The organism is Nitrobacter sp. TKz-YC02 (genome assembly GCF_049852135.1).
GTDB lineage: Bacteria > Pseudomonadota > Alphaproteobacteria > Rhizobiales > Xanthobacteraceae > Nitrobacter > Nitrobacter vulgaris.
Genome location: NZ_CP180728.1, coordinates 1,938,270 through 1,963,618, shown reverse-complemented (window position 1 = coordinate 1,963,618; position 25,349 = coordinate 1,938,270). Strand labels below are relative to the sequence as shown.

The following is a 25,349-nucleotide window of genomic DNA, read 5'->3' as shown; positions in this document are numbered from 1 at the left end:
CGATCATTCCTCGAATCTGACGAGTTATCTCGATGTTGTATTTTACACGGTGGAAGGCGCTGGCGATCATCATGACCGCTCTCGCGATCTGCCTGTGCGCCGTGCCTAACTTTTTTCCCGAGGCACAGGTCAAGACATGGCCGAAATGGGCGCAACGCCACATCGTGCTCGGACTTGATCTTCAGGGCGGTTCATATCTGCTGCTTGAGGTCGATTCCAACTACGTCAAAAAAGAGAAACTTGATCAGGTTCGCGATGACGCCCGCAAGACGCTACGCGACGCACGGATCGCTTATACCGGCCTTGCCGCCAAGAATGGCGCCGTCGAGGTCCGTATCAGCAAAGAGGAGGAATTCCAGACCGCGCTCGGCAAGTTGCGTGAGTTATCGCAGCCGCTTGGAGGTCTGCTCGGCTCGAACGGCCAGCGTAGCCTCGAAGTCAGCAGCGCGGACGGCGGGTTGGTTCGCCTGACGGTGCCGCAGGCTGCCATCACTGACCGCATCCGCCAGTCGGTTGAACAGTCGATTCAGATCATCGAGAAGCGCGTCAACGAACTCGGCACCGTCGAACCCCTGATCCAGCGTCAGGGTGCCGACCGCATTTTGGTACAGGTGCCGGGGTTGCAGGACCCAACGCGGCTGAAGGAAATCCTCGGCAAGACCGCCAAGATGGACTTCCGCATGGTCGATTCGAGCGTTTCTCCTGATCAGGCCGTGCAGGGCCGGGTGCCTGCCGATTCCGACGTGTTGATGAGTTCGCAGGCGCCCAAGACGCCTTATGTCGTCAAGAAGCAGGTGCTCGTCTCTGGCGGCGATTTGACCGATGCTCAGCCAGGATTCGATTCGCGTACCAGCGAGCCGATCGTGACTTTCCGCTTCAACAGCAACGGCGCGCGAAAATTCGCCCAGGCGACGACCGAAAACGTCGGACAGCCGTTCGCCATCATCCTCGACAATGAGGTGATTTCGGCGCCGGTCATCCGCGAACCGATCACCGGCGGCTCCGGTCAGATTTCCGGGAATTTCACTGTGCAGGAGGCCAACGATCTTGCGATCCTGCTGCGTGCCGGTGCGTTGCCGGCACCGCTGACAATCATCGAGGAGCGCACCGTCGGACCCGGCCTCGGACAGGATTCGATCGAAAAGGGCGAACTCGCGGCCTATGTCGGATCGATCATGGTGATCCTGTTTATGCTGCTGACTTATCGGCTGTTCGGGGTATTTGCCAACATCGCCGTTGCCATCAACGTCGCCATGATCTTCGGCGTGCTATCGTTGCTGAACGCAACACTGACGCTGCCCGGCATTGCCGGCATCGTGCTGACGGTGGGCATCGCGGTCGATTCCAATGTGTTGATCTATGAACGCATCCGTGAAGAAATCCGGGGCGGTCGTACTGCTATTTCGGCCATCGACGCCGGCTTCAAGCGGGCGCTGGCAACGATTCTGGATTCCAACATCACGACGTTCATCGCTGCCGCCGTGTTGTTTTATATCGGCACCGGCCCGGTGCGCGGGTTCGCCGTAACGCTCGGCATCGGCATCATTACAACGGTGTTCACTGCATTCGAGGTGACCCGGCTGATCGTCGCGACCTGGGTGCGCTGGAAGCGACCGCAAACCGTGCCGATCTGATGACCCGGAGCCGGCTGTGACCCAATGGATTTTACTCGGGCTCGGTGCCCTCATCGTCGTACTGACCATCGTCAGTTGCTTCGGCCTGCTGCCTTCGCTGCGGATCGTTCCGGACGACACGCGTTTCGATTTCACGCGCTTCCGCCGCATCAGCTTTCCGATTTCCGCCGTGCTTTCGATCGTCGCGATCACGTTGTTCTTCACGCATGGCTTGAATTTCGGCATCGACTTCAAGGGCGGCACGCTGCTCGAGGTGCAAGCCAAGTCGGGCGAGGTTGACATCGCGGCGATGCGCTCGACGCTGAACGGCCTCGGCCTCGGCGATGTCCAGCTTCAACAGTTCGGCGGCCCGACGGAAGTTCTGATCCGCGTCGCCGAGCAGCCGGGCGGAGACGCCGCACAGCAGGCTGCGGTCCAGAAGGTGCGCGGCGCGCTGGGCGACAGCGTCAACTATCGCAGGGTCGAGGTGGTTGGGCCGCGCGTGTCCGGCGAACTCCTTGCCTACGGCATGATCGGCCTGATGCTGGCGATCCTCGGCATCCTGATGTATCTCTGGTTCCGGTTTGAGTGGCAGTTTGCGCTCGGAGCCATGGTCGCGAACGTCCATGACATCGTGCTGACCATCGGCTTTATGTCGATTTCGCAGGTCGACTTCGACCTCACCAGCATCGCGGCGCTTTTGACAATTCTCGGCTACTCGCTCAACGACACCGTCGTTATTTACGACCGGATCCGCGAGATGCTGCGGCGTTATAAGAAAATGCCGATGCCCGAACTGCTCAACGCGTCCATCAACTCGACGCTTTCGCGCTCGATCATCACTCACGTCACGGTGACCCTGGCGCTGGTCGCTTTGCTGCTGTTCGGCGGGCCGGCCATCCACAGCTTCACCGCGGTGATGACCTTCGGCGTGGTGCTGGTCGGCACCTACACCTCAATTTTTATCGCGGCTCCGATTTTGATCTACCTTGGCGTCGGCGAGAGCCGTGCCGATGTCGAGGAGAAGCCGGCTAAATCGCAGAAGCCAGCAAAGCCGTGAGTGCCGACCTGCCGGGCGTGCCGCATCTTCCGCGGCCGGCCGTCATCGAGGCTTATGGCAACGGCGGCTTTCGCTTCGACACCATGTCGCATCGCGGTTCGCTGCTTTGCCTGCCGGACGGCGTCTGGGCGTGGCCCGTAACGCGCGCGGATGACATCGACCGTCATGCGCTGGCGCGTGTGTTTGCGGGCTCGCCTCTAATCGATACGCTGTTAATCGGTACCGGGACAGAGGTCTGGCTTGTTCCCACCGAGCTGCGCACAGCCCTGCGCCGCGTTAACATCGGAGTGGACACCATGCTCACGGGACCGGCGATCCGGACTTACAACATCATGCTGGGCGAACGGCGCAGGGTCGCGGCGGCGCTGATAGCCGTTCCATGACAAACGCGAGGACGAGGCAGCGCCTGACGGCGCTGATAGCCGTTCCATGACAAACGCGAGGACGAGGCAGCGCCTGACGGCGCTGATAGCCGTTCCATGATTTCCTCCCGCCATCGGCAGCGCCTGACGGCGCTGATGCCGTATAGTGGCAAGCGTCATGTCGATGAGCTCCCTATAGGTGAAATACTCTAGCGCGCATGATTGTGGTGTCATGAACGGTACAACGGAGAACACGTCCGCGGCGTTTTGCGCGGAACTCGTGCGAACTCATGACTTCGACAACTATGCGACGACTTTGTTCGCGCCCCTCCGGTGTCGTCGTGCTCTGCTGGCTCTCTATGCTTTCAACGTGGAGATCGTCAGGGTACGAGAGCAGATCACCCAGCCGTTGCCGGGCGAAATCCGCCTGCAATGGTGGATCGATATGGTTAGCGGCGCTGGACATGGCGGCGTTGAAGGTAATCCAGTCGCGGCAGAACTTCTGCTGGCGATCCGGGATCATGATCTGCCGGTCGAGCTGTTGTCGCGACTGATCGAAGCGCATCAGTTCGATCTCTACAACGATCCGATGCCGGACATAACAGCATTAGAACGATACCTCGGCGATACATCGTGCGCGCTGTTTTCGCTCGCCTCGCGCGTCGTCGGACACCGATCGGACGAGACGGACCATCTGGCGCGGCACGCTGGTCTCGCGGGCGGTAGGGCGCGGGTTATCGCGAAATTCGGTTTTGACGCTTCGCGGCGGCAGTCGTATGTGCCGCTGCCGTTGCTGGAGCAGCACGGCGTCGATCTGGAACAGATATTCGCGGGCCGGGACACGCCTTCACTTCGCACGGCCATTGGCGAACTGGCCGATGAAGCACGATCGCATCTGGAGGTGGCGCTGAGTCTGCTGCCCAACCTGCCGCCGCAGTCTCGCGGTGTCTATCTTCCATTGGTGATTGTGCGCCGCGCACTGAATGATGTCATCGGCCCTGACATCAATCCCTTTTCGGCGCGGCCCGTATCGCGGCTGCGTATCCTGTGGACCATGTGGCGGGCATCGCGCACTCGGCCGTTTCGCGGTTGAACGAGGTCAGGACGGCAGCGCTCGGTCGGTCGATTCGAAGTTGAAGCGGTCTCGAAGGTTTTTCCGGCTACCCAGAATATCGCGGAAGAATTCACGATCTTCCGGACTAGTGATCAACGGCTCAATTAGATCGATCTGGTTCATTGCGATGAGTTGCAGGATTTCGGTACGCACTTTGCCGCCGGCACCGCGTGGAAGGCGCGAAACGACCTGGATGTGCTCGGGAGGTTTCGGCTCGTTTGCAGCGGCGAGCGTAGAATGCAACCGCGCTTCGAGTTCGGGCAGGTCTGCCTCGACAAAGGCGTAAAGTCCGACACCGCTGCGGCGGTCCGCGAAGGCAACGATGGCGGCATCACGCACCGCAGGATTCTCCCTGATGCGAGCGACCAGCACAGGAGCATCGTTGACGAGACGTCGGCCCCCGCCTTCGCGGTCGGTGAAACTGAACAGGCCGCGCGTGATGGCTTGGTAGACCTTTTTGCCGGTCATCAGCCAAATGCGCGCAATGACCGACTTTCGCTCAAGTAACTTACGCTCGCGTGGCGTCAGGGCGTCGGGCGCATAGGTGCGTTTGTGTTTGAGAAGGTGCCGCAGGTCTTCGTAAGCCGCGATGCGAAACAGGCGTGATCGCCGTTTGAAGCACGCGGCGAGCTGAAAGTCCGTCAGATAGGCGTTGCCTTCGTTGCCGCGCAGCCAGTTCTGTTCCTTGGCAAGATCATTGTGGCATATGCCGGCGCGATGCAACTTGCGCAGCGCTGCCTTGGCCGATCGGAAGTAGGATAAGTCACCGTGGGGTCTTGCGAGATGCAGCGCCACGCCATCGATGAAGTCTCTCACCAATGCGCTGCGGCCGCTCCACAAAAGTTTTGGGCCGACGCCGAGATCGCGAGCGAGCGTCAGCGCCTTACGTTCCCGCTCGAACAAATGCCTTGCCACAAGGTGCGACCACCAGGGCACCTGATCGAGACGCCGCAGCACCGCGTTGATCTCGCCGGAGGCTGTCCGAAGCCGCCCGCGCTCCACGGTCGAAAACACGTCGCGCTTCAGCAGGACTCCTTCAGTCCAGCTCGTGGACAGGAATGCTGCGTCCTGCTTTGGAAGTGACATGAATGATCCTGGAGATGGCGTGTTGAACCTATGCCGCGGCTGCCGGACGAAGTGCATTCGCGATCCAGCGATCGAGGTCCGACAGCGCGCGCGCGCAGATCGCCTGTTTTTTTGCGATTGCCTTTTCGTTGCCACGCAGGCGCGTGCCGTCCGATTTTTTGTTTGGTGGATTAACGAGCGGCGGAAACAATCCGAAATTGATATTCATCGGCTGGAAAGAGCGGGGTCCAGCGTCAATGGTCTCGATGTGGCCGCCCGTGATGTGGCCGAGCAGCGCGCCCAACGCCGTCGTCTGCGGCGGGGCCTCAAACGTGTGTGTCCGTGCATCCGCAGCGGCATAGAGTCCGGCTATCAGTCCGATAGCGGCGGATTCCACATAACCCTCGCATCCGGTCATTTGACCCGCAAAGCGCAGCCGTGGTTCGGCACGCAGCCGTAGCTGGGTGTCAAGGAGCTTCGGCGAGTTCAGAAATGTGTTGCGATGCAAGCCGCCGAGGCGGGCAAACTCCGCGCCTTCAAGACCGGGAATGGTACGGAAGATGCGAGTCTGCGCGCCATGTTTCAGTTTGGTCTGAAAGCCAACGATATTGTAAAGGGTGCCCAGTCTGTTGTCCTGGCGCAACTGGACGACGGCGTAGGGCTTGGTGGTGGGATCGTGCGGGTTGGTAAGGCCTACCGGCTTCATCGGACCGTAGCGCAGAGTTTCGCGGCCGCGTTCGGCCATGACCTCGATCGGCAGGCAGCCGTCGAAGTAGGGGGTGTCGGTTTCCCAGTCTTTGAAGTCTACCTTCTCGCCCTCAATCAGCGCGTCCACAAAGGCGTGATACTGCGCTTCGGTCAGCGGACAATTGATGTAATCGGCGCCGCTGCCGCCCGGACCAGCCTTGTCATAACGAGACTGGAACCAGGCTTTCGACATATCGATGGAGCCGCGATGAACGATTGGCGCGATGGCGTCGAAAAAGGCGAGCGCGGATTCGTCGGTCAATGCGCGGATCGCGGCGGCGAGAGGGGCCGAGGTGAGGGGACCCGTGGCGACGATGACGTTGCTCCAGTCCACGGGCGGCAAGCCATCGATTTCGGCACGGTCGATCTCGATCAGCGGATGGGAGTCAAGAGCTTCGGTGACCGCAGCGGAAAAGCCATCGCGATCCACTGCGAGCGCTCCGCCTGCCGGAACCTGATTAGCATCGGCGCAGCGCATGATCAGCGACCCTAGCCGGCGCATCTCGGCATGTAAGAGTCCGACCGCATTATTGGAAGCATCATCGGATCGGAACGAATTTGAACAGACCAGCTCTGCCAGCCCGTCGGTCCGGTGCGCCGCGGTCATTCGGTGCGGTCGCATCTCGTGCAGTATCACTCGAACGCCCTGACTCGCGACCTGCCAAGCTGCTTCCGAACCTGCCAGGCCGGCGCCGACGATATGGACCGTAGCGCGGGAGGATTCAAACTGTGTCATGGGACGAGGGGTAGCGCGTTTTCAAGTCAAAAGGAACGCGTTAGCGCGAGTAACCGCGACGGCACTCTCGTTTCCTTGTATGATCCCGTTTTGGATCGGGAACAGAAATGGATGCTGATCTGGCACTTGCAACGCGTGGACGGTATTCGCGTCCGGATCCGGTCTACCAGGAATGCTGACTGTGGAACGCAGCGGCTGCCTCGGTTGGCCAGCGAGCGAGTTCAAAAGCTCCTGACACCGAGACAGCCTTGCGAGAACGAGCGTCTTTCCGTCAATCCGAACTGTCGAAGAACCGGTGCTTGCGCCCGTATGGGGGCAACAAGACGGACGGGAAATCGGCCGCGTAGCGCTTTTCTTTCTCCGTTTCCGGAGGCTCGTGTGCTGACGACGTCAAAGGGCTCTCGATCGCTTTGCGATAGAGATGCCACGTCGCATGACCCAGCAACGGCATGACGATCGTGAGGCCAAGGAAGAAGGGAATCGACCCGAGCGTCAGCAAGACAGCAACGATCAGACCCCATTCCGCGGCTGCGATTGGATTCTTCGCTACCACGCGCATTGACGTCAGCATGGCATCGCTCATGTCAGCGTGTTGATGAAGCATCAGCGGGAACGATACAATGCTGATGCACAGCGCGACGGCTGCGAACAGGAACCCGACGCCGACACCGATCATGATCATGCGCCAGCCCTCGGACGTGGCGAAGACCTGCGTGAAGAAATCGGGAATTGCCGCTGCCGGAGTGTTACCGAAGGTGGACACGTAGATCGCGTGAGCCACTGCCACCCACACGAAGAAAATGACTAGGAGCAAGCCGCCCAGTCCAAGCATCGATCCAAACGACGGCGCCCGTAGCACGCCGAACGCATGCCAGGCGGAGGCTTCTTGGCCGAGTTCGCGCCGATAGCTCAGTTCATAAAGTCCTAGCGCCGCAAATGGCCCGATCAGGGCAAAACCGGCGGCGACCGGAAACAGGAGCGGTAGGACCGAGTAGCCAAGCGCTATTCGCGCTAAAACAATGCCAATTATGGGATAGATAACGCAAAGAACGATGGCGTGGCTGGGAACCGCTTTGAAGTCTTCCCAGCCCAGCCTCAACGCATCGAGGAGGTCGGGTAAGCCGATGTGACGGACCACAGGTCTGTCTGCGCCGGCCATTCCCGAGTGTGACGTAATGTCAACAGGATAAGTGGCCATGTTCGTTGTCTCCCTTTCGCGGGTCGATCTCTGGCCGCCGGAAGGCGCGAGTTCGCCCCTCGGAAACGATCACGATCAAGACCAGACGCAAGGGCAAGCAACCTGGTCTTGCCGCGACCTGTAAGACCATTCTAATTCCGATCTGCGATTTTAGTTGCTCACGGTTGAGTGAATTTTGATGTCACTCTGCGCCCGGGTGACCGGCATGCCGCGCACACGTTGGTTCGACTGCTTACCTGCCGTTTTTGTTGTTGCAGGGAGTGTGAAACTGGCGCCGACTGCGCTTCCAGCATTGTCCGCATTGGCAAGCCACAGTGAGCCGGTTAGTCTTTTGGCGATCCGGCGGAAACAGACGCGCGGTTCCACCGCGAATTTGGTTCAAAGACTGAAGCAATTGGGAGCGGCACAATGAGCATATTTGGAAAGATCATGAGCGCCGTCTTCGGCACGCACGCCGAAGCGGCAACACCGACAGGTGAAGCTGGTAGCGGCGCTGCGCCCTCGTCAGAGGGCTCGGCATCGAAGGGCGTCGACGTCGCGGCCATTCTCGACAAAGCCGTCGCCGCCAAGAAGGAAAAGCTGGCATGGCGGACTTCAATCGTTGATCTGATGAAGGCGCTTGATGTCGACTCCAGCCTGAGTGCTCGCAAGGAACTGGCAAAGGACCTGAAATACCCGGGCGACACCAACGATTCCGCGGCGATGAACATCTGGCTGCATAAGCAGATGATGGCTCAACTGGCAGCTAACGGTGGCAAGTTGCCTCCCGACATGAAGCACTGATAGGATAGAAGAGCGCGCACTCTGGACGGTCCGCCGATGGACACGTCGTCTCGATGAGAGAAAGGCGTGCGTTTTGATGAGGCTGCGAACGCATGCGTTAGATGCGGCCTCATTCCACTCGGTCGGCTTCTTCCGGATGCTTGTCGAGATAAGCGGCCACGAACCCGCAGCGGGCTGCAACCTTGAGGTCATCGGCCCGGATCAGCGTCAGCGCGCCCTTCACCAACGTCGAGGCGATGCCGCCGCGCAGTTCGCGTGGCACTTCTGTGTGAGTGATGACGACCATACCGGGCGCAAGGCGGTACTTTGCGAAAGCAACGCCGCCTTCGGCTTCAAGTTCAAACCGGCTCAGGGCTTTGTTGTCGTTGACGGCGGTCATTCCTGCGCTCAAATCCCTTCGGTCCCGCCACCCTCAGTTCCCCGCCACGGCGCGCTGCTTCATCTGGTGGCGACACATGTTGCGAGACCCAAAATCTGACCTGAGCACTCTTCGAGACGAGGCCTCGCGCCTTCTCACAAATTCGGCCTCAGCAGATCGGCATAATCCGGATTTTTCTCGAGCCACGCCTTCACGAAGGGGCATTGAGCGCTAGCCCTGAATTTATCCGCGCGTACCTGATCCAGCGCGCCCTTCACCAGCTCTGAGCCGATGCCCTTGCCTTCGAGTTCGGGCGGCACCTTGGTGTGCGTGAAGACCAGAACCCCGTCCAGAAATCGATAGTAGGTTGCAGCGATATGCCCGTCCACTTCGAGTTCGTAGCGATGCTTTTCCATGTTGTTGACGACTTTGGACATTTCACAGCCTTTTGTTCTTTATGCCTGAGAGGCAACATTCAAAGTTTTAGTGGACCAGTCAACAGCCGCAGAACACCTGCGGCTTGTCATTTCTGCGCCATTGCTCGCCTTGGATGACGCCAGACCACGCTTGGATGAGGAGGGTTGGGTAAAGGCGTGTTAGCCGAAGTGCAACCCGCAAATTTGGACCCTTTGGTGCTGCCGGCGGACCCTAGGTCGCGCTATTTGGCCGCGGTTGGCTGGACAAGACCTCGGCGGGATGGCATCAAACCTGTCGAAATGCGAACCCTTGCGGAGGGTCCGTGAAACTCCCGCGACGGATTTGCGGCAATGAAGCAGTTTTTCCTCAAACTCTTTACCTGGTGGAATAGCCAGACCTTCGGTACGCAACTTTGGACCGCGCGATTTGGTGAACTGGTCGGCAAGGACAGCCAAGGTAACTGCTATTACCGGACGCGGGGCGGGAAGATCGACCCGACGCTTGGCTTCGAGCGGCGCTGGGTGATCTACAATGGCCTTGCGGAAGCCAGCCGCATTCCGCCCGAATGGCATGGCTGGATTCATCACGTCGTGGATGTTCCACCTACCAAAGAGAACTATCAGCCGCGCGAATGGCAGAAGCCGCATGTGCCGAACATGACCGGGACGCCGGCAGCCTATCGACCGTCCGGCTCGACGCTAGCGAGCGGCCGCCGTCCGAAGGCGACCGGCGATTACCAGCCCTGGACACCGGGGCAGTAGAAAACCGGCATCAACGCGGTGATGCCGGTCATGCGAGTATGCGCTGTCAGCGCTTGGTGGCCGCGAAAATGCCGCTGCCGAGATAATTGTTGTCTCCCGAAATCCCAACGCGCCCGCCCATTTCGCCGACCGGACTGCTCGGACCCTGGAAGAAGCTGCCTTGCAGGGTCATACTACGATTGTTGTTGTTACCGGCGATCGTACCGCCGAAATTGCGTGGGTCGGTGTTGAAATTAACGTTGCCGGAATAGTTGGTGTTGTCGAGATTGGTCACGCTCACCGCTCCGGTGCGCGCTGCGAAATCGACGGTGTTGGAGAAACCGCCGGCGACGAAGCTCCCATCATTTACGTTGGCAATGACGTGTCCGGTATAGGTTGCTTGGCCTATCGTTGGGACATCGCCAATGCTGCCCACTGGCCGGCCGGCGACCCAGGTGCCCACGAGGACTTCGCGCGGGGTTTGGGCTGTGTTGTTCGGATGAGCGCTCGTCGATTCGACCGACCAGAAACCCCAGCGCGTATACTCGCACTGACAGGGCGTCAGGTTCGGAATTGCGCCGTTGACGATCTGGCTGGTGGCTGCGCCGTTGGCTGACACCATCACGCCGTTAACCGGTACGCCGTTGACAACACTGTTGTTGGGCGTGTTCGCGTAGAAATTGTTGTAGTCTACGTAAGCGCTGTTGGCCGGACCGCTCGATCCTTTCGATCCGAACTCGAACAGCGCGTGAAACGTGCCGGCAAGCTGCGTGAACGGATTTCTCGAGTCGAATGCGTAGATATCCAGGTTTCCCTGAACGCGATTATTGGCGGCGTCGAGGGTGATTTCGGATGTACCGGTTACCGAGGTCTGATTGCCAGTGACGATGTACAGTCCGCCGGCATATCCGCGCAGCGTCACCGACGGCCGCGCGTTGGGCGGGGGAGTGTTGTTGTCCGTCGGTAGAGGGTTGTGATTATCCGGCGGTGAATGGTCCGGAAGCTGATCCTGTGCGATCTGTTGCACCGCCTCCGCCTGATTGGAGATCTGGATCGACTGGGTAAAGGCTGACGAGATTGCGCTGAGTTGCTCGACAATAGGGGGCGGAGCGGGAGTGGGAGGAGCACCCGATCCGGTCACCATTCCGTTGGAGGACCCTGTCGCTCTTTGCGCGGCCGTCGCAATATTCTTCGCCGATGCTGCGCCTGCGCGGACGCCGCCCGTTTGACCGGACGCGCTCTGGAAGACCGCTATCTGCTGCTGCACGAACCCTGGCGGCGGTAGGTCGGGTGGTGTTGGGGGGGCTCCCGCTTGCGTCTGGGTGAACTCGCCGGCGCCCAGTGCGACGGACCGGCCGCCGGACGTGACGGTCATTGTGCCGTAGCCGGAATAGATGCCGCCTTTTCCGTCGGTCATCATCACGCCGCCACGAATGCCGATCAAAGCCGACGCGGTCTTGATCTCGGCATCGCCGTTGTGGCTGATCTGGCCACCTACGAAACGCAGCGCTCCCTTGCCGAGAGTTGCCGCCAGCTTGCCGGTGTTGGCTTTCGGGTCATAGACGTATTCATCGATTGTGAGGTCGCTGTTCGGACCGATGGTCATCGAGGTCTTGTCGAGGAACAGCAACTGCACCGAGCCGCTAGCCTTGGTCTGGATGTGTTCCTTGTGGGCAATCGATTGGCCGATGACGATGGTTTTCAGGTTGGCGGTTGCGGCAGGGTTGACTGCCGATGCAGTGCCGACCTGCTGAGCCTGCACCGTTGCGCCCCCGAGCGCCAGCGCAGCCGCCGTCATCGCGATATAAAGCCCCCCCGTCCGGCTCATGGCAATTCCCGACACTCAAAACTGACAAACCCGGGGCAAGTATAACCTTGAATAATCGGAATGCGCTAACCTCCGATCCTCTCAAAAACCCTATACGAGCGATTGATCGCGTCTGTTGCCGTAAATCCACGCTGAGCACCTGCATCCTCAGAACCTGCGGAGTGGGGCGTGCCACCCGCCTTGCGGGTGGCGCCGATCCGGCACTAAAGGGGACAGCGGTTCGCCCCTCGGTGTCGTCTGTATCTGCGTTCCGCGCGACCAGTTACTCGATGGGGAAAGCGCACTGCAGCAGCCGTCAGTGGACGCGGAGCAGGCCGCCCTTTCCCCGCCGCAATCGACGTGTTAACCGGATGCTGCGAGCGGCTCGGAGCCTTTAATCCCTGTACAATGGTCCGGCCCTGATTCGAGCCTCACAAAGCCGCGCATGATGTTTCGAACTATTGTTATAGCCGGTTGTTCAGCTTTTGCGAGCGCTGCCCTCGTCGTTGCCGCGCCTTCTGCGCACGCCCAAATTGGTAATATTTTTTCAGACTCTCCGCCGCGTCCGCCCGGCGCAATTCCACAGGGTCAGGTCGCGCCTGAGGACGACGAGGAAGAAGTGCCCGACTTGCCGCAACAAGGACGGGTACTGCCGGCGCCGATGCATCCTGCGCCGGGGCAAGGTGCTCCACCGCCCGGCCCGGTTCAGTCCCAGCCACTGCCGCCGCCGCCCGGCACCACCGTGGTTCCGCAGAATGCCCCAAGTGGCAATGCTCCAGGTGGCGTAGCCGTCGCGCCGCCTTCACCTCCTAAGGCTCCCGAACAGAGTTCCACGCGACCGGCGCCGCCAACGCCGGCCACGCTGCAACCCGGCGACGAGGTCGTCACCGAGGCCCCGGCCGAGAAGGTTGTGAACAAGAAGGCGGCATTTTCCGGCCTCGACAAGATCACTGGCCGCATCATCCATTTCGATGCGGATGTCGGAGAAACGGTGCAGTTCGGCGCGCTGCGGGTGAAGACCAACGCTTGCTATACGCGGCCCGCGACCGAAGCCGCTAATACTGACGCCTTTGTCGAGGTCGATGAGATTACGCTTCAGGGCGAGGTGAAGCGGATTTTCTCCGGCTGGATGTTCGCGTCAAGCCCGGGCCTGCATGGCGTCGAGCATCCGATCTATGACGTCTGGTTGACCGACTGCAAGGATCCGGAGACGACTGTTATCGCCGCGCAGCCGGATGAGCCGAAGCCCGCGCCGCCTTCGACCAAGCGCCCACGGCCATCCGCGCGCCAGTCGCGTCAGCCGGCACCGCCATCCCAACCGGCGCCATCGCCTCCGCCACAAAGGCAACCGCAGGGCAATCCTTCGTTCCCGCCGTTCGGGCGATAGTCCTGAAAGCCTCAACTACGGTTGGCCGGCCGGGAGGCAATTTTGGGTGGCGCTCTCGTGGTCCGTCCGTTGCTATAACGATTTATTCGCATCTGAGGGCCTATTGCTCCGATCGGCCCATTATCGTCGGCGATTCGAAACATTGCCAATCAGCCCATACGAGTGCCGCAGCCTAATTTTCTGGAGCTACTTACGATGCGTTTCATCGAGAATCTGCGAATCGGCACAAAGCTCGCGATCACATCGTTGCTCAGCGTCGTCATGGTTGTCGCACTGATCTATGCTCAGATGAGCGGTAGCGATGCGGTGCGCCAAGCCAACGAGAAAGCAGAAAATCAGAATCTGCTCGCAATGAAAGGCATCGAAGCGAAATCATCGACTCGCGGCATGATGATCGGAGTCCGTGATATTCGTCTCGCAAGCACGCGGGCGCAGCTGCTGGCCGCACAAGAAGATGTCGTTAATCATTACAAGGCTGCACGAGGATTCATCAGTGAAGCCCTTAAGCTTTCGAAGTCGGCCGAAAACCGTGCGAGACTTGAGAAGATGAATCAGCTTGCCGACCAGTATCTGAACAATGCGGCAAAGCCGATTGGCGCAGCTCGCGGCGAATTGCTGGAGATCGAAGCAAAACAGGGTGCCGACATGAAGGTGGATGTCGGTGCGGGGCTTGCCAAGCTTGAGAATGAGGCTGTCCGACTGACGAAGGAAGTCGCCCTACCGACAGCGAAGGAGTTGGCCGAAGTCTCGGAGAAGGTCGTCGAGTTCGCCACGGGGCGCGTTGAAGAGGAAAAAGCAGCGGCGGCACGCGAAGGAGCGTCGGCTGAACGGATCTCGATGATACTCGGTGTCGCGGTTGCACTGCTGCTAATCGGCGCCTGCGTCTTGTCGATCGTCACTATTGCCAAACCGATCTCGGCGCTGACCAAATCCATGCTGGAACTGGCCGAAGGCAATTTCTCGGTCGTGCTGCCAGGACTTGGCCGCAAGGACGAAGTTGGCGCCGTCGCTGCCGCCGTCGAGAGGTTCAAGGTTGTGTCCGAGCAGAAGGCTCGCGAGGAAGCCGAAGCGAAGAGGAATCAAGACGAGATTGCCACCCAGCAGCGGAAGGCCGACATGATCAAGCTGGCCAATTCGTTCGAAGCTGCCATAGGCGAGATCGTCGAAACAGTCGCGTCCGCCTCGACCGAACTGGAAGCCTCGGCCAGTACGCTGACGTCCACAGCCGAGCGAGCCCAGCACCTGACAACGACGGTTGCGGCTGCTTCCGAGGAAGCATCGACCAACGTTCATTCAGTTGCCGCCGCAACCGAAGAGTTGGCATCGTCCGTCACCGAGATCGGCCGTCAGGTGCAGGAATCAGCGCGCATTGCGAATGAAGCAGTCGACCAAGCCCGCAAAACCAATGATCGCGTCGGTGAGCTGTCTCGTGCCGCGGGCCACATAGGAGAGGTCGTTGAGCTGATCAACACAATTGCAGGTCAGACAAACCTGCTTGCCCTCAACGCTACTATCGAGGCGGCTCGGGCGGGCGAGGCTGGCCGGGGCTTTGCGGTGGTTGCTTCCGAGGTGAAGGCGCTCGCCGAGCAGACCGCGAAAGCCACCGGCGAGATCGGCCAGCAAATTTCAGGCATCCAGGCCGCGACGCAGCACTCGGTCGATGCCATCAGGGAGATCGGCGGCACGATCGAGAAGCTCTCGGATATTGCCTCGATCATCGCGGCAGCGGTGGAAGAACAAGGGGCTGCGACGCAAGAAATCTCGCGGAACGTGCAGCAGGCCTCACAAGGGACCCAGCAGGTATCTTCCAACATTGCCGACGTACGGCGCGGTGCGGCGGAAACAGGCACAGCCTCGTCACAGGTGTTATCGGCGGCGCAGTCACTGTCCAGTGACGGAAACCGGCTTAAGCTCGAAGTCGGGAAATTCCTGAATTCAGTTCGAGCTGCGTAAAGACACTGCCACGCGCTGGGCGCGCCAAAGGCGTTCCAGTGCGGTCGATGGCAAGTGCCGAAGATGTCACCCGCGGCCGGCGATAATCCGGAGCGCTTCGGTGCCTGGCACCGGCCGGTCAAGCGGCAGCGTCCCGAAATCGGCGTCGCCTTCCAGCGCAACATCCAATAAGGCCCGGTAGCGCCGGCGCGGGATTTCAATTGCACCGAATCCGCGCAGATGGTCGGTCACAAATTGGGTGTCGAGCAAGACGAAGCCTCCCGCGATCAATCGGGCGACCAGATGCACGAGCGCGACCTTCGACGCATCCCGCGCGACATGGAACATGCTCTCCCCAAAAAACGCGCGGCCGAGCCTGACGCCATAGAGGCCTCCCGCGAGTTGGTCATTTTGCCAGACCTCGACACTGTGACAATGGCCGAGTTCGTGCAGACCTACATAGAGTTCGCGAATACGACGGTTGATCCAGGTATTGTCGCGTCCAGGTTGTGGCGCGGCGCAGCCGTCGATCACCGCGTCGAAGGCTGTATCGATGGTCACGGTGAAACTGTCTGATCGGACGGTGCGCGCGAGCCGCGACGGGACTCGGAAGCTCTCGAGCGGAATGACGCCGCGCATCTTCGGCTCGACCCAGAAGAGCGTCGGATCGTCGACACTTTCCGCCATCGGAAAAATGCCGCAGGCATAAGCGCGCAGCAGCAGTTCGGGCGTGATCTCGGACGAGGCGGTCTCGCGGGACATCCAGAGTCTTATAGCAGAGCTCTAAGTCTATCGCGTCGATAATCTGCTAAAGCGCGTCCAAAAGTCCAGACTGTTTGCCAACAGATCCCGCTCGAACAAGCGGATACTGCACAGTGTTTTTGATCGCGCTATTTGCCTTGCCTGAATGAAAACATGCAGTTCGCTTCTAATTCTGTGGAAACGAATTGAGCGCCGTTTTGAATCAGACGCCAGGTGCAGGCGCGTTTGCGGTTTGGTGCTGCCGTGCTCAGGCCGCGGTCGCAGATAAGGGTTCTGTGACTGGTGGAATTCCCCGGCGGAACCGCAACACGATACGCGTGCCTGCATGGGCGGGATCGCGTTCGGCTTGAGCGTCGAGCTTCTGCGCCATTGCGGAGACGATCCGCTGGCCCATCCCGGTCGAGCGCGGATCGGTCTTGGCATTGAGGCCAACACCATCGTCGGCGATTGACAGCACGACATCATCCCCATTGGTCGCGAGTTCGACGTGGATGGGGCCGGGGCCATCGGGATAAGCGTATTTGACTGAATTCATCACCAGTTCGTTGACGATGATTCCGATGGCCACGGCACGATCGGGATCGATCTCGATCGGTTGGGCCTTCAGGCCGAGACGTGATAGCTGGTTGCCTTCGGTGGAACGTCGGAGATCCTCGAGCAGAGCTTCAAGATACTGGTTGAGCAGGACGTTCTTCAGGTCGTGTGAGGTATAAAGCCGACGATGCACCTGCGCCACTGCTGCCACCCGTCCCATTGCATTCGTAAGGGCGGCCTTGATGTCTTCCTCGGGGCTTGAACTGGCTTGCAGGTGAAGCAGCGACGCGATGATCTGGAGGCTGTTGCCGATGCGATGATTGACCTCGCGCAGCAGCATCTCGCGCTCGGCGGCTAGCGCCGCATAGCGGTCGCGCGAGGCGCGAACCTCGGCTTCAGCCTCGTCGCGCGCTTTTCGAACGAGCGCTTGCCGGATCGCCACTTCAGCCGCGAGGTGCAACAGCGGAACGAATTCGCCGAGCGTATCTTTGACAAGATAGTCGGCAGCGCCCGCTTTGAGCGCGGTAACTGCGATTTTTGAGTCTTGCGAGGCGGTGACGAACACCACGGGGGGCGCGTCGGGAATTGCCAGAATCCGTCTTAGTGTTTCCAACCCGTCGAGGCCAGGCATATATTGATCGAGCGCTATCACATCGATGCCGCCTTGCGCGATGCGTGCGAGCCCGGATTCGCCGTCGGGCGCGTGCTCCACGCAAAATCCGTGGCGCGTCAGGCCGCGCTCCACCAGGCGAGCGAGCGCCTTGTCGTCATCCACGTACAACAGGGTAGGCTTGAGTTTCATGGAGTGGCCTGAGGTACCTGGATGATGGAGAAAAACAGACCGAGTTGCCGGATCGCGTTGGCGAAACTGTCGTAGTTCACCGGCTTCGTAATGTAGACGCTGCATCCGAGTTCGTAGCAACGCTTGATTTCCTGAGAATCGTCTGTTGTCGTCAGCACGATCACTGGTGCGCACTTTAGAACTTTGTTTTCCTTCACGTGCCGCAGGATATCGATTCCGGTCATGTCAGGCAGATTAAGGTCGAGCAGGATGAGCAGCGCCTCTCCCTTATGAGGCATACCGTTGCCATCCGCCCCAAAAAGGTAGTTGACGGCTTCCGTACCGTTGCTGAACGGCTTGATCTCATTGTTGACACCGGAACGCCGAATATTGCGCTCAATCAGCCGGGCGTGCCCCTCATCGTCTTCGATCATGATGATGGTGACTGGCGTGGTCATGATTGTTTGTCCCGGTTGGTGCCGATCCATGCGACAGGAAGCGTAACGGTAAATGTGCTGCCGGTATTAAGCTCTGACGAGACCGATATGGTTCCTCCGAGCCTTCGCACCAATGCACGGACGTGTGCGAGACCGATACCCTGGCCTGGCCGATCCTGCGGTCCCGCCCGGCGGAACAGATCGAAAATACGCTGGTGGTCCTTCGGATCGATGCCGCGGCCGTTATCTGTGATCTCGAAAATCGCAAAACCGAGCTTACGCCGACCGCGGATAGCAATATCACCGGGAACATTAGATTTGAGGTATTTCAAGGCATTGTCGATCAGATTGGAGAAAATCTGTTCGATCGCGATGCGGTCGCTAACAATATCCGGCAATGGTTCGACCCGGATCTGGGCGTTGGCCTCGGCGGCCTGATGCGCCACGGTGGATGCAATGCTCTCGATCAGGTCGCGCATGGTGATCGCAGAGGGGTGAAATTCGCGCCGGCCCTCGCGGGTGAGGCTGAGGATCGCGCTGATCAGCCGGTCCATCTTGGCGATCGACGACTTGATGAACCCGAGTGCCTCAGTGAAATCCTGTGACAATTGCTTGTCGGGTTCGTCGAGAACCGGTTCGATGGCAGCCGCTGAATCTTCCGTCGCCGGAAGCGGGAGGCCGTCGGGCCGGCTCAGGTCTACGATCCGTTTGAAGAGGTCGCCGCGCAGTTCCTCGAGCTCGCTGGTGAAGCCCATGATGTTGACCAGCGGCGAGCGCAGGTCATGGCTGACGATATAGGCGAAGCGTTGGATTTCTTCATTGGCCTCGCGGAGGTCGCTGGTGCGTTCCTCGACGATGGACTCGAGATTGAGATTGTTATCGCGCAACTGGGCTTCGGCGACGTCGCGCGCCCGGCTTGAGCGTCGCACCAAGAAGATCGACAGCCCTGCGAACACCACGACCAGTCCCGAACCGATGCTGGTGATCGATGCCGAGAGCGACTGGCTGGCATCGGCTGATGTCGCCCGCGTCGAGAACAGGCGACTTTCCTCAGCCCGCATCTCGCTGGCGAGGTTACGGATATGCCCCATGGCGTCACGGCCGGCCTCCTGGCGCGCGATCTCGGCAGCTTCGTTCTGCCGGTTCGCCAGCGTCAGGTCGATGCCGCGCCGCAACTCCTCGATCCGTTGATAGGTCTGCGGGATTATCTGCTGGAGCCGCTGCTGCTGATAGGGATTATCAATCGTCAGCGTTTTGAGCCGCTCGAAACTCGGCGAAATCTGGCTGCTCGCTTCCTCGAATGCGCTGCGGAATTCCGGTTTCTGCGTCAGCAGGAAGCCGCGCTGCGCGCTTTCGGCACGCCGCATCTGTAACAGGGCCAGCGAGATTTCATTCTCAATTTGCATGCTGTGCAGAACCCAGCGTGCGTCGTGGCGTGCCTTGTTGACAAAATAGACGGACATCGCACTGATCAGCGTCAGAACCACCAGACCTGCCGTCAGCAGGATCAGTTGGCCAAGCGTAGTGCGTGACGATCTGGTGGACGGCACCGTGATCGCATCATGTTCGGATCGAGACAGTCTGAATCGCCCCCGCGCGGTTACCGGCTATTTGCTAAACGTCTCAATCCGCAGTCGGTTCCGCACTTCTGCCCTACATAATTTCAGTCCGGGCGGAGTGGGTTCAGGCTCCTGTCAGACCGCCGCTGGAGAGGTACTGCTCCAGCCAATGGATGTGGTAGTCGCCGTCGATAATGCTTGCCTCGCGGACCAGCGCCCGGAAGAGGGGCAAGGTGGTCTCGACACCATCCACGACCATCTCGTCGAGTGCTCTGCGCAACCGCATCAAGCATTCTGCGCGCGTCTTGCCGTGAACGATCAGCTTGCCTACCAGCGAGTCGTAATAGGGCGGGATCACATACCCCTGATAAACGGCGGAATCGATCCGGACGCCGAGTCCGCCCGGCGGATGAAATTGCATGATTTTGCCGGGGGAGGGACGGAAGGTGACGGGATTTTCTGCGTTGATGCGGCACTCGATCGCGTGGCCGTTCACGACGATTTCCTTCTGGGTGGCGGGAAGGTCGCCGCCGGCGGCGATGCGAATCTGCTCCAGCACCAAATCGATGTCGGTGATCATCTCGGTGACCGGATGCTCGACCTGAATGCGGGTGTTCATTTCGATGAAATAAAACCTGCCGTCCTCGTATAGGAATTCGACCGTTCCGACGCCGAGATACCGTATCTCACTCATGGCCTTGGCAACGGTTTCACCGATCTTGTTTCGAGCCGCCGCCGTCAGCGCGGGCGAGGGACCTTCTTCCCAAACCTTCTGGTGACGCCGCTGGAGTGAGCAGTCGCGTTCTCCCAGATGAATGGCCCCGCCGCGGCCGTCGCCAAGCACCTGGATTTCGATGTGACGCGGTTTCTGCAGATATTTCTCTAGATAGACAGAGGCATCGCCGAACGCCGCTCTGGCCTCGTTCCCCGACGCGGAGATCGCCATCATCAGGTCGTCGGGTGTCTTGGCGATTTTCATGCCGCGCCCTCCACCGCCGGCGGCCGCCTTCACCAACACGGGAAAGCCGATCGCGTTGGCGATCGCCATGGCGTCGTCGTCGGGACCGATGCCGCCATCTGAGCCCGGGACCACCGGAATGCCGAGCCGCTTCGCGGTCTTCTTGGCTTCGATCTTGTCGCCCATGAGGCGAATGTGTTCGGCCTTGGGGCCAATGAAATGCAGGTGATGCTCGGCGAGAATTTCGGCGAAACGGGCGTTCTCGGACAAAAAGCCGTACCCGGGATGTACGGCATCGGCGCCAGTGATCTCGCAGGCTGCCAGCAGCGCCGGGATGTTGAGGTAACTGTCCTTCGTTGGCGGCGGTCCGATACAAACGCTTTCGTCCGCGAGCCGGACATGCATGGCGTCGGCATCGGCGGTGGAATGTACCGCCACGGTCGCTATACCCAGCTCCTTGCAGGCGCGCAGGATGCGCAGGGCGATCTCGCCGCGATTGGCTATCAGGATTTTGTCGAACATCACTGCGTCCGCGGTTCGAACGGCGTCATTCAATGATGACCAGCGGCTCGCCGAACTCGACGGGCTGACCATCCTCGACCAGAATCTGCTTGACGGTGCCCGACCGCGGCGACGGAATCTGGTTCATGGTCTTCATGGCTTCGATAATCAGCAGCGTTTGACCCGCGGCGACCTTGGAGCCGACCTCGATGAAGGGCTTGGCGCCGGGTTCCGATGCCCAATAGACCGTTCCGACCATTGGCGAAGGAACCATGCCCGGATGCTTGATGTCGGCAACGCTCGCAGCCGGCGCGGCGGCAGGGGCGGGCGCAGCCTGATAGGCGGCCGGTACTGCCGCCCCGACGGTGACATTGCGTGCGACACGTACGCGAAGTCCGTCGCGCTCGATTTCAATTTCCGTGAGCCTGGTCTCGTCGAGCAGCGCAGCGAGCTCGCGGATCACATCGCTCTCCTCGCGCGGTTCGTTGCCGGTTTTGATTTTTGTAGGTTCTCCGGGCTGGCGGGACATGATCTCGATCCGAAACTTTCTGGGAAAATGACTGATATGTCAGGGTTACTTTTTCGACGAGCTCACCGCACCGATTTTGGCGGCAAGGCCATTGATCGCGAGTCGGTAGCCATCAATCCCGAAGCCGGACAGGCTTGCGAACGCAGCTTTGGCCGTGAAGGAATGATGTCGGAAGTCCTCGCGCGCATGGATGTTGCTGATATGAACTTCGACGGTCGGAATTTTGACGGCAAGGAGCGCGTCATGAAGTGCAATAGAGGTGTGCGAGTAGCCGCCGGCGTTGATGACGATACCGGCCGCCTGTTTTGCATGAGCCTCGTGGATGAAATCGATCAGTTCGCCCTCACGATTTGACTGGCGGCAATCCGCAGCCAGTCCAAAATCGGTGGCCGTTTCGGTGCAAAGCTTTTCGACGTCAGCAAGGGTGGCGCGGCCATAGGTGTCCGGCTCTCTCGTCCCTAGCATATTAAGGTTCGGGCCGTTGAGCACGTAAATCGTTTTGGCCATCTGAATTCCCGAAACGGTCTCCGCCGCTGCGCGCCGGGGTTCGGGTCGTTATATGTAACAAGGGAGCCAAGGGGAAGCCTGAACACTCTCGGATTCGGCTTCAATATACCTCATGCTATTCGCGAGGAATCATTTAGAACATACAGAAATTATTCGTTAACCAACGTGAACCTGGTAACGGAGTGGGCGTCGCCTAGTTGAGCGGTTCCCCGCGGCGCGGGTCCAGGATGGAGGACCAGCGCCGCCAATAGGAACTTAGATCAGGCATCCAGAACCGCTACGATCTCCAGAGTGTGCGGGTCCACGACAACAATCTCGTTGCGGACCAAGAAGAACTGGTAGCCGCTCCAGGCCGGATAAATGTCAACGATTGCCGTTGGCAGAGGGTAGAAATTCACCGTTCGCGGCACCCGGGTTCCAACCGCAATCGAGAAATTGACATTGGTGACTGGCTGAACCCTTTCGTTCCTGATGACCGTTGTGATCTTGCTGCGTTGTTCGGTCGAAAGCTTGGCGCCGGAACTCGCCTGACCCGTGGTCGTGGTTGACTTCCTGTTGCTGTCGCCAGCGCTCTTGGAAGAGTCCGAATCCCTTCCGGTTCGCTCTGCGGAATTCCGATCGCGATCCTTGGACTTTCCGTCTCGGTCCTCAGCCCGCTGGTTTCGGTTCTCGTCCTTTCTATTGCGGTCCTCGCTCCGCATGTTCTTCTCAGATTTGCCGGGATCACTGCTCTGCGACCGCATGGAGTTCGACCTGTCGTGATCCATGTCGCTCCGAGCGCCTCGATTTTCATGAGGTGTCTTTTCGTAAGAGTCCATCGGCTTCGCCTGCATGTCGGAACTCGGAGACGGCACGTTCCGATCGGCCGAGCCGGGCGTCGACGGTGAGCTTTGCGAAGCGGCTGATCCACCGCCGGCACCTTGGCTCATACCTGTGCCCTGCGCGTAAGCAAATCCGGTTCCAACAATCAACGCCGCCGCTGCGGTTGATACGAGAAAGTGTTTCGTCATCGCTGTCTCCTCAGTGTGTGGGATGCCTTCAACAACGGCGCGAGGAGGAGCGATGTTCCGGCGCAAATGCGGGTTTCCGGAGATTGTTTTATGAATGCCTGATGAACGGGCGACGGCGTGCGAACGACATTCTACCGAGAGCGGCTGCCTTGAAGCAGCAGCAAGCAATCAGCAGGAGGCCTTGCCACAACGCGCCGTGTTTATTTTCTCCTTGAGGTTTTCGAGACCCACGGCGCCCACGACGACTTGCTTGCCGATGACGTAGCTTGGTGTGCCATTCATGCCCATGGACTCGGCAAGCTTGAAGTTCTCCTCGAGCGTGGCGCGCACCTCGGGGCTTGTCATATCCTTCTCGATCTTGGCGATGTCGAATCCGGCTTCCTTGGCGGCGGCCAACGCTCGCGACTTATCCGCTTGGCCGCGGCCGCCCAGAAGCTTCTGATGGAAGTCGAGGTATTTTTTTCCAGTGGGGTCCTGCATTCGCGCCGCCACGGCAACCTGCGCAGCCTCAACCGAACTCTGGCCAAGCACGGGAAACTCCTTCAGCACGATCTTGAGCTTTTGATCCGACTTCAGAAGCTCAAGCATGTCGATCATCGCGCGCTTGCAGTAGCCGCAGTTGTAATCGAAGAACTCGACGAAGGTGACGTCGCCGTTTTTGTTGCCGAGCGTCACGCCACGCTGCGAGTTGAAAATGGCGTCCGCATTCTCCGTGACCGCGGCCTCATGCTTTAACGCTTCGGTAGCCGCTTGGCGCTTGCCGAGTTCGGTCGAAACCTCTTCCAGGACTTCGGGATGGGCGAGCAGATAGCTTTTTACGATCTGTTCAATCTCGCCGCGCTGGCTGTCGGAGAAGCTCTGAGCAGACGCGGCGGGCGCTACGCCAAACGCGAGCGCAAGAAGGGCGGGAGCGAGAAAACGGAGAGAGGACATTGTCAAATCCTTTGAAAGGGGCAGCGTGGCGGAGCCGTCTAATCTTTCTTGTCCGGGAGCTTGGCTGAGACGATGTCATCCGCCTTGACCCATCCGGGAGTGCCGATTGCGAAACGGGTTTTCGCGCGTGATGCGAGTTCTCGCGCTGTCTTGTTGTCGCCGCGCAGAAACGCAGCCTGAGCCGAAGCCAAATCAGCTTGTGCATAGTCGCCTTTGCGGCCGTAAGCTATTGCAAGCTGCATATAACCGAGCGGGGCCTCCGGCTCTCGTGCCAGCGCTGCCCGCAAAATTGCGATGGCTTCGTCGGCATTCGCCTTGTTATTCGAGGCCACGAGCGCCTGACCCAGCAACATTTCGATGAGCGGAGCGTTATGCGAGAGCTTTACGGCTAGCCGCAGCGGGGCGATGGCCTCCGCGGGACGACCTCCCTCGAGCAGGGCCTGTCCACGCACCTCGTGGAAATAGGGATTTTGGGGTTGCTGCTTGATCAGCGCATCGATTTGCTCGATGGCCGAACGAAGATCGCCGTGCAGATACGTGCTGATAGCATGTGCATAGCGGGCGGGCAGGCTGGTGTCGGACCGCGGATAGCGCCGGTATACCGTATCATCACGTTCCATGAACGCCGATATCTTGGCACGTACCATATCGTGGCGCATCTGCAGCGCCGGATCGTCCTTCTTGTCCCAATTGGGACTTGTCTTGACGAGTTCCGCTAGCGCGGCGACGCGGTCGGCCGGCATCGGATGCGACTGCACGTACGGATCAGCGCCGTGCGCAGCAAACAGGCTTTCATCGGTGAATCGCTTGAAGGTTTCGTACATCCCCCGGGCGGATTGCCCGGTGGCGTTGAGGAATTTCACGCCAGCGCGGTCGGCGTTTTCCTCCTGCTGGCGCTGGTAGCCCAACAGGCTTCGGCGCGCGATCTCCTGAGGTGCGCTGATTGCGGCCGCGCCGATATTGCTGCCGGCGCTGTTGCTTCCGCGGCCGGCCCCAGCGGCGAGAGCGCCGGCGCCGAGAAGCATTGCGATGATGAGTTGAGTCTGGGTCCGAGCAAGCTGCTCGCGAAACTTGGACAGATGGCCACCGGCGAGATGTCCGGTCTCGTGCGCGAGCACGCCGATCAGTTGGTTCGGCGTGGTCGATTGCATGATCGCGCCATAGTTCACGAAGATGCGGCGGCCGTCGGCGACAAAGGCATTGAATGACTTGTCGTTGATGATGACCATCTGAATGTTGTGCTTCTGTAACCCCGCCGCGTTCAGGATCGGCCGCGTATAGTCGCGCAGCAGTTGCTCCGTCTCGCTGTCCCGCAACATCGGCAGTCCGCTGGATTGCTGCGCATGGACCGGAATAGAGGTGCTCGCGAGCGCGCAGACCGTGACCAGCGTAATCAGCTTCGAGACACGACGACGTGCGGAGGTGAGGGGCCGCCTGGTCATCTCTTCTTTAGTCATTGCCTTCGGAATCATTGGCGTTGGTTCGAATACGTTGTATGTCCTAACAACCCGCCGAATAC

Annotated in this window: 24 protein-coding genes; 8 read left to right on the top strand and 16 right to left on the bottom strand. The window is 59.8% G+C overall.

All coding sequences use genetic code 11. The annotated features are described in order from the left end of the window. Nucleotides 1-32: 32 nt before the first annotated feature. From secD to ACM561_RS09235, 4 genes are all read left to right on the top strand, one after another. Complete coding sequence (gene secD / locus ACM561_RS09250) at nucleotides 33-1,634, top strand: protein translocase subunit SecD (protein WP_425904590.1); 1,602 nt, start codon at nucleotides 33-35, stop codon at nucleotides 1,632-1,634. Between the two features lie 16 nt (nucleotides 1,635-1,650). Then, nucleotides 1,651-2,673 carry a protein translocase subunit SecF gene (gene secF / locus ACM561_RS09245; protein ID WP_425904588.1) on the top strand — a complete coding sequence of 341 codons (1,023 nt, stop codon included), beginning with the start codon at nucleotides 1,651-1,653 and terminating at the stop codon, nucleotides 2,671-2,673. Beyond that, nucleotides 2,670-3,056: an Mth938-like domain-containing protein gene (locus ACM561_RS09240; RefSeq protein ID WP_425904587.1), complete on the top strand. Its 387-nt coding sequence runs from the start codon at nucleotides 2,670-2,672 to the stop codon at nucleotides 3,054-3,056. Before secF ends, ACM561_RS09240 begins: the two co-directional genes overlap by 4 nt. A gap of 211 nt (nucleotides 3,057-3,267) precedes the next feature. Beyond that, the gene (locus tag ACM561_RS09235) at nucleotides 3,268-4,128 is read left to right on the top strand and encodes a phytoene/squalene synthase family protein (RefSeq protein WP_425904585.1); all 861 of its coding nucleotides are present in this window, start codon (nucleotides 3,268-3,270) and stop codon (nucleotides 4,126-4,128) included. A 6-nt stretch (nucleotides 4,129-4,134) separates the two neighbouring features. On the opposite strand, the gene ACM561_RS09230 is transcribed toward ACM561_RS09235, so the two are convergent. The 3 genes from ACM561_RS09230 to ACM561_RS09220 all read right to left on the bottom strand — a co-directional run bounded on the left by ACM561_RS09230 (nucleotide 4,135) and on the right by ACM561_RS09220 (nucleotide 7,895). After that, nucleotides 4,135-5,235 (bottom strand): serine/threonine protein kinase, encoded by a 1,101-nt coding sequence (locus ACM561_RS09230; RefSeq protein WP_425904583.1) that lies wholly within the window; start codon nucleotides 5,233-5,235, stop codon nucleotides 4,135-4,137. A gap of 28 nt (nucleotides 5,236-5,263) precedes the next feature. Further along, nucleotides 5,264-6,697 carry a methylenetetrahydrofolate--tRNA-(uracil(54)-C(5))-methyltransferase (FADH(2)-oxidizing) TrmFO gene (gene trmFO, locus ACM561_RS09225; protein WP_425904581.1) on the bottom strand — a complete coding sequence of 478 codons (1,434 nt, stop codon included), beginning with the start codon at nucleotides 6,695-6,697 and terminating at the stop codon, nucleotides 5,264-5,266. A gap of 271 nt (nucleotides 6,698-6,968) precedes the next feature. After that, a complete protein-coding gene (locus tag ACM561_RS09220) occupies nucleotides 6,969-7,895 on the bottom strand; it encodes a DUF2189 domain-containing protein (RefSeq protein ID WP_425904579.1) in 927 nt (308 codons plus the stop codon). Nucleotides 7,896-8,303: 408 nt separating this feature from the next. Between ACM561_RS09220 and ACM561_RS09215 the strand changes: the two genes are divergently transcribed. Next, entirely contained in the window at nucleotides 8,304-8,678 is a 375-nt protein-coding gene (locus ACM561_RS09215) for a DUF3597 domain-containing protein (protein WP_425904577.1), read from the top strand. A gap of 109 nt (nucleotides 8,679-8,787) precedes the next feature. On the opposite strand, the gene ACM561_RS09210 is transcribed toward ACM561_RS09215, so the two are convergent. Together ACM561_RS09210 and ACM561_RS09205 are read right to left on the bottom strand one after the other, a co-directional pair. Beyond that, nucleotides 8,788-9,057, bottom strand: coding sequence for a GNAT family N-acetyltransferase (locus tag ACM561_RS09210; RefSeq protein WP_425904575.1), 270 nt, complete (start codon nucleotides 9,055-9,057; stop codon nucleotides 8,788-8,790). 134 nt (nucleotides 9,058-9,191) lie between these two features. Continuing rightward, nucleotides 9,192-9,473 carry a GNAT family N-acetyltransferase gene (locus ACM561_RS09205; protein WP_425909610.1) on the bottom strand — a complete coding sequence of 94 codons (282 nt, stop codon included), beginning with the start codon at nucleotides 9,471-9,473 and terminating at the stop codon, nucleotides 9,192-9,194. 330 nt (nucleotides 9,474-9,803) lie between these two features. Here ACM561_RS09205 and ACM561_RS09200 point away from each other — a divergent pair, with 330 nt between their 5' ends. After that, nucleotides 9,804-10,214 carry an NADH:ubiquinone oxidoreductase subunit NDUFA12 gene (locus tag ACM561_RS09200; protein WP_425909608.1) on the top strand — a complete coding sequence of 137 codons (411 nt, stop codon included), beginning with the start codon at nucleotides 9,804-9,806 and terminating at the stop codon, nucleotides 10,212-10,214. Between the two features lie 46 nt (nucleotides 10,215-10,260). Here the strand turns inward: ACM561_RS09200 and ACM561_RS09195 are convergent, their stop codons facing one another. Then, complete coding sequence (locus tag ACM561_RS09195) at nucleotides 10,261-12,021, bottom strand: FecR domain-containing protein (protein ID WP_425909606.1); 1,761 nt, start codon at nucleotides 12,019-12,021, stop codon at nucleotides 10,261-10,263. A 427-nt stretch (nucleotides 12,022-12,448) separates the two neighbouring features. On the opposite strand from ACM561_RS09195, the gene ACM561_RS09190 reads away from it, so the two are divergent. Together ACM561_RS09190 and ACM561_RS09185 are read left to right on the top strand one after the other, a co-directional pair. Then, complete coding sequence (locus ACM561_RS09190; RefSeq protein ID WP_425909693.1) at nucleotides 12,449-13,387, top strand: DUF2155 domain-containing protein; 939 nt, start codon at nucleotides 12,449-12,451, stop codon at nucleotides 13,385-13,387. Between the two features lie 195 nt (nucleotides 13,388-13,582). Further along, nucleotides 13,583-15,340 carry a methyl-accepting chemotaxis protein gene (locus tag ACM561_RS09185; protein WP_425909604.1) on the top strand — a complete coding sequence of 586 codons (1,758 nt, stop codon included), beginning with the start codon at nucleotides 13,583-13,585 and terminating at the stop codon, nucleotides 15,338-15,340. Between the two features lie 66 nt (nucleotides 15,341-15,406). Here ACM561_RS09185 and aat read toward each other — a convergent pair whose 3' ends face one another. From aat to ACM561_RS09135, 10 genes are all read right to left on the bottom strand, one after another. Beyond that, complete coding sequence (aat, locus tag ACM561_RS09180) at nucleotides 15,407-16,081, bottom strand: leucyl/phenylalanyl-tRNA--protein transferase (protein ID WP_425909602.1); 675 nt, start codon at nucleotides 16,079-16,081, stop codon at nucleotides 15,407-15,409. A gap of 247 nt (nucleotides 16,082-16,328) precedes the next feature. Continuing rightward, nucleotides 16,329-17,417, bottom strand: coding sequence for a sensor histidine kinase (locus tag ACM561_RS09175; protein WP_425909600.1), 1,089 nt, complete (start codon nucleotides 17,415-17,417; stop codon nucleotides 16,329-16,331). Beyond that, nucleotides 17,414-17,854: a response regulator gene (locus ACM561_RS09170; RefSeq protein ID WP_425909599.1), complete on the bottom strand. Its 441-nt coding sequence runs from the start codon at nucleotides 17,852-17,854 to the stop codon at nucleotides 17,414-17,416. Before ACM561_RS09170 ends, ACM561_RS09175 begins: the two co-directional genes overlap by 4 nt. After that, nucleotides 17,851-19,389 carry a sensor histidine kinase gene (locus tag ACM561_RS09165; RefSeq protein WP_425909691.1) on the bottom strand — a complete coding sequence of 513 codons (1,539 nt, stop codon included), beginning with the start codon at nucleotides 19,387-19,389 and terminating at the stop codon, nucleotides 17,851-17,853. The genes ACM561_RS09170 and ACM561_RS09165 overlap by 4 nt, the downstream gene beginning before the upstream one ends. Before the next feature lie 127 nt (nucleotides 19,390-19,516). Next, nucleotides 19,517-20,872 (bottom strand): acetyl-CoA carboxylase biotin carboxylase subunit, encoded by a 1,356-nt coding sequence (gene accC / locus ACM561_RS09160; RefSeq protein WP_425909597.1) that lies wholly within the window; start codon nucleotides 20,870-20,872, stop codon nucleotides 19,517-19,519. Nucleotides 20,873-20,897: 25 nt separating this feature from the next. Continuing rightward, nucleotides 20,898-21,380, bottom strand: a complete 483-nt coding sequence (gene accB / locus ACM561_RS09155; protein ID WP_425909596.1) for an acetyl-CoA carboxylase biotin carboxyl carrier protein — start codon at nucleotides 21,378-21,380, stop codon at nucleotides 20,898-20,900. 45 nt (nucleotides 21,381-21,425) lie between these two features. Further along, nucleotides 21,426-21,887 carry a type II 3-dehydroquinate dehydratase gene (gene aroQ, locus ACM561_RS09150; protein WP_425909594.1) on the bottom strand — a complete coding sequence of 154 codons (462 nt, stop codon included), beginning with the start codon at nucleotides 21,885-21,887 and terminating at the stop codon, nucleotides 21,426-21,428. A gap of 260 nt (nucleotides 21,888-22,147) precedes the next feature. Then, nucleotides 22,148-22,897 carry a DUF1236 domain-containing protein gene (locus ACM561_RS09145; RefSeq protein WP_425909592.1) on the bottom strand — a complete coding sequence of 250 codons (750 nt, stop codon included), beginning with the start codon at nucleotides 22,895-22,897 and terminating at the stop codon, nucleotides 22,148-22,150. A 168-nt stretch (nucleotides 22,898-23,065) separates the two neighbouring features. Next, nucleotides 23,066-23,830, bottom strand: a complete 765-nt coding sequence (locus ACM561_RS09140) for a DsbA family protein (protein ID WP_425909590.1) — start codon at nucleotides 23,828-23,830, stop codon at nucleotides 23,066-23,068. Between the two features lie 38 nt (nucleotides 23,831-23,868). Continuing rightward, nucleotides 23,869-25,272 (bottom strand): M48 family metalloprotease, encoded by a 1,404-nt coding sequence (locus ACM561_RS09135; RefSeq protein ID WP_425909588.1) that lies wholly within the window; start codon nucleotides 25,270-25,272, stop codon nucleotides 23,869-23,871. Between the last annotated feature and the right edge of the window lie 77 nt (nucleotides 25,273-25,349).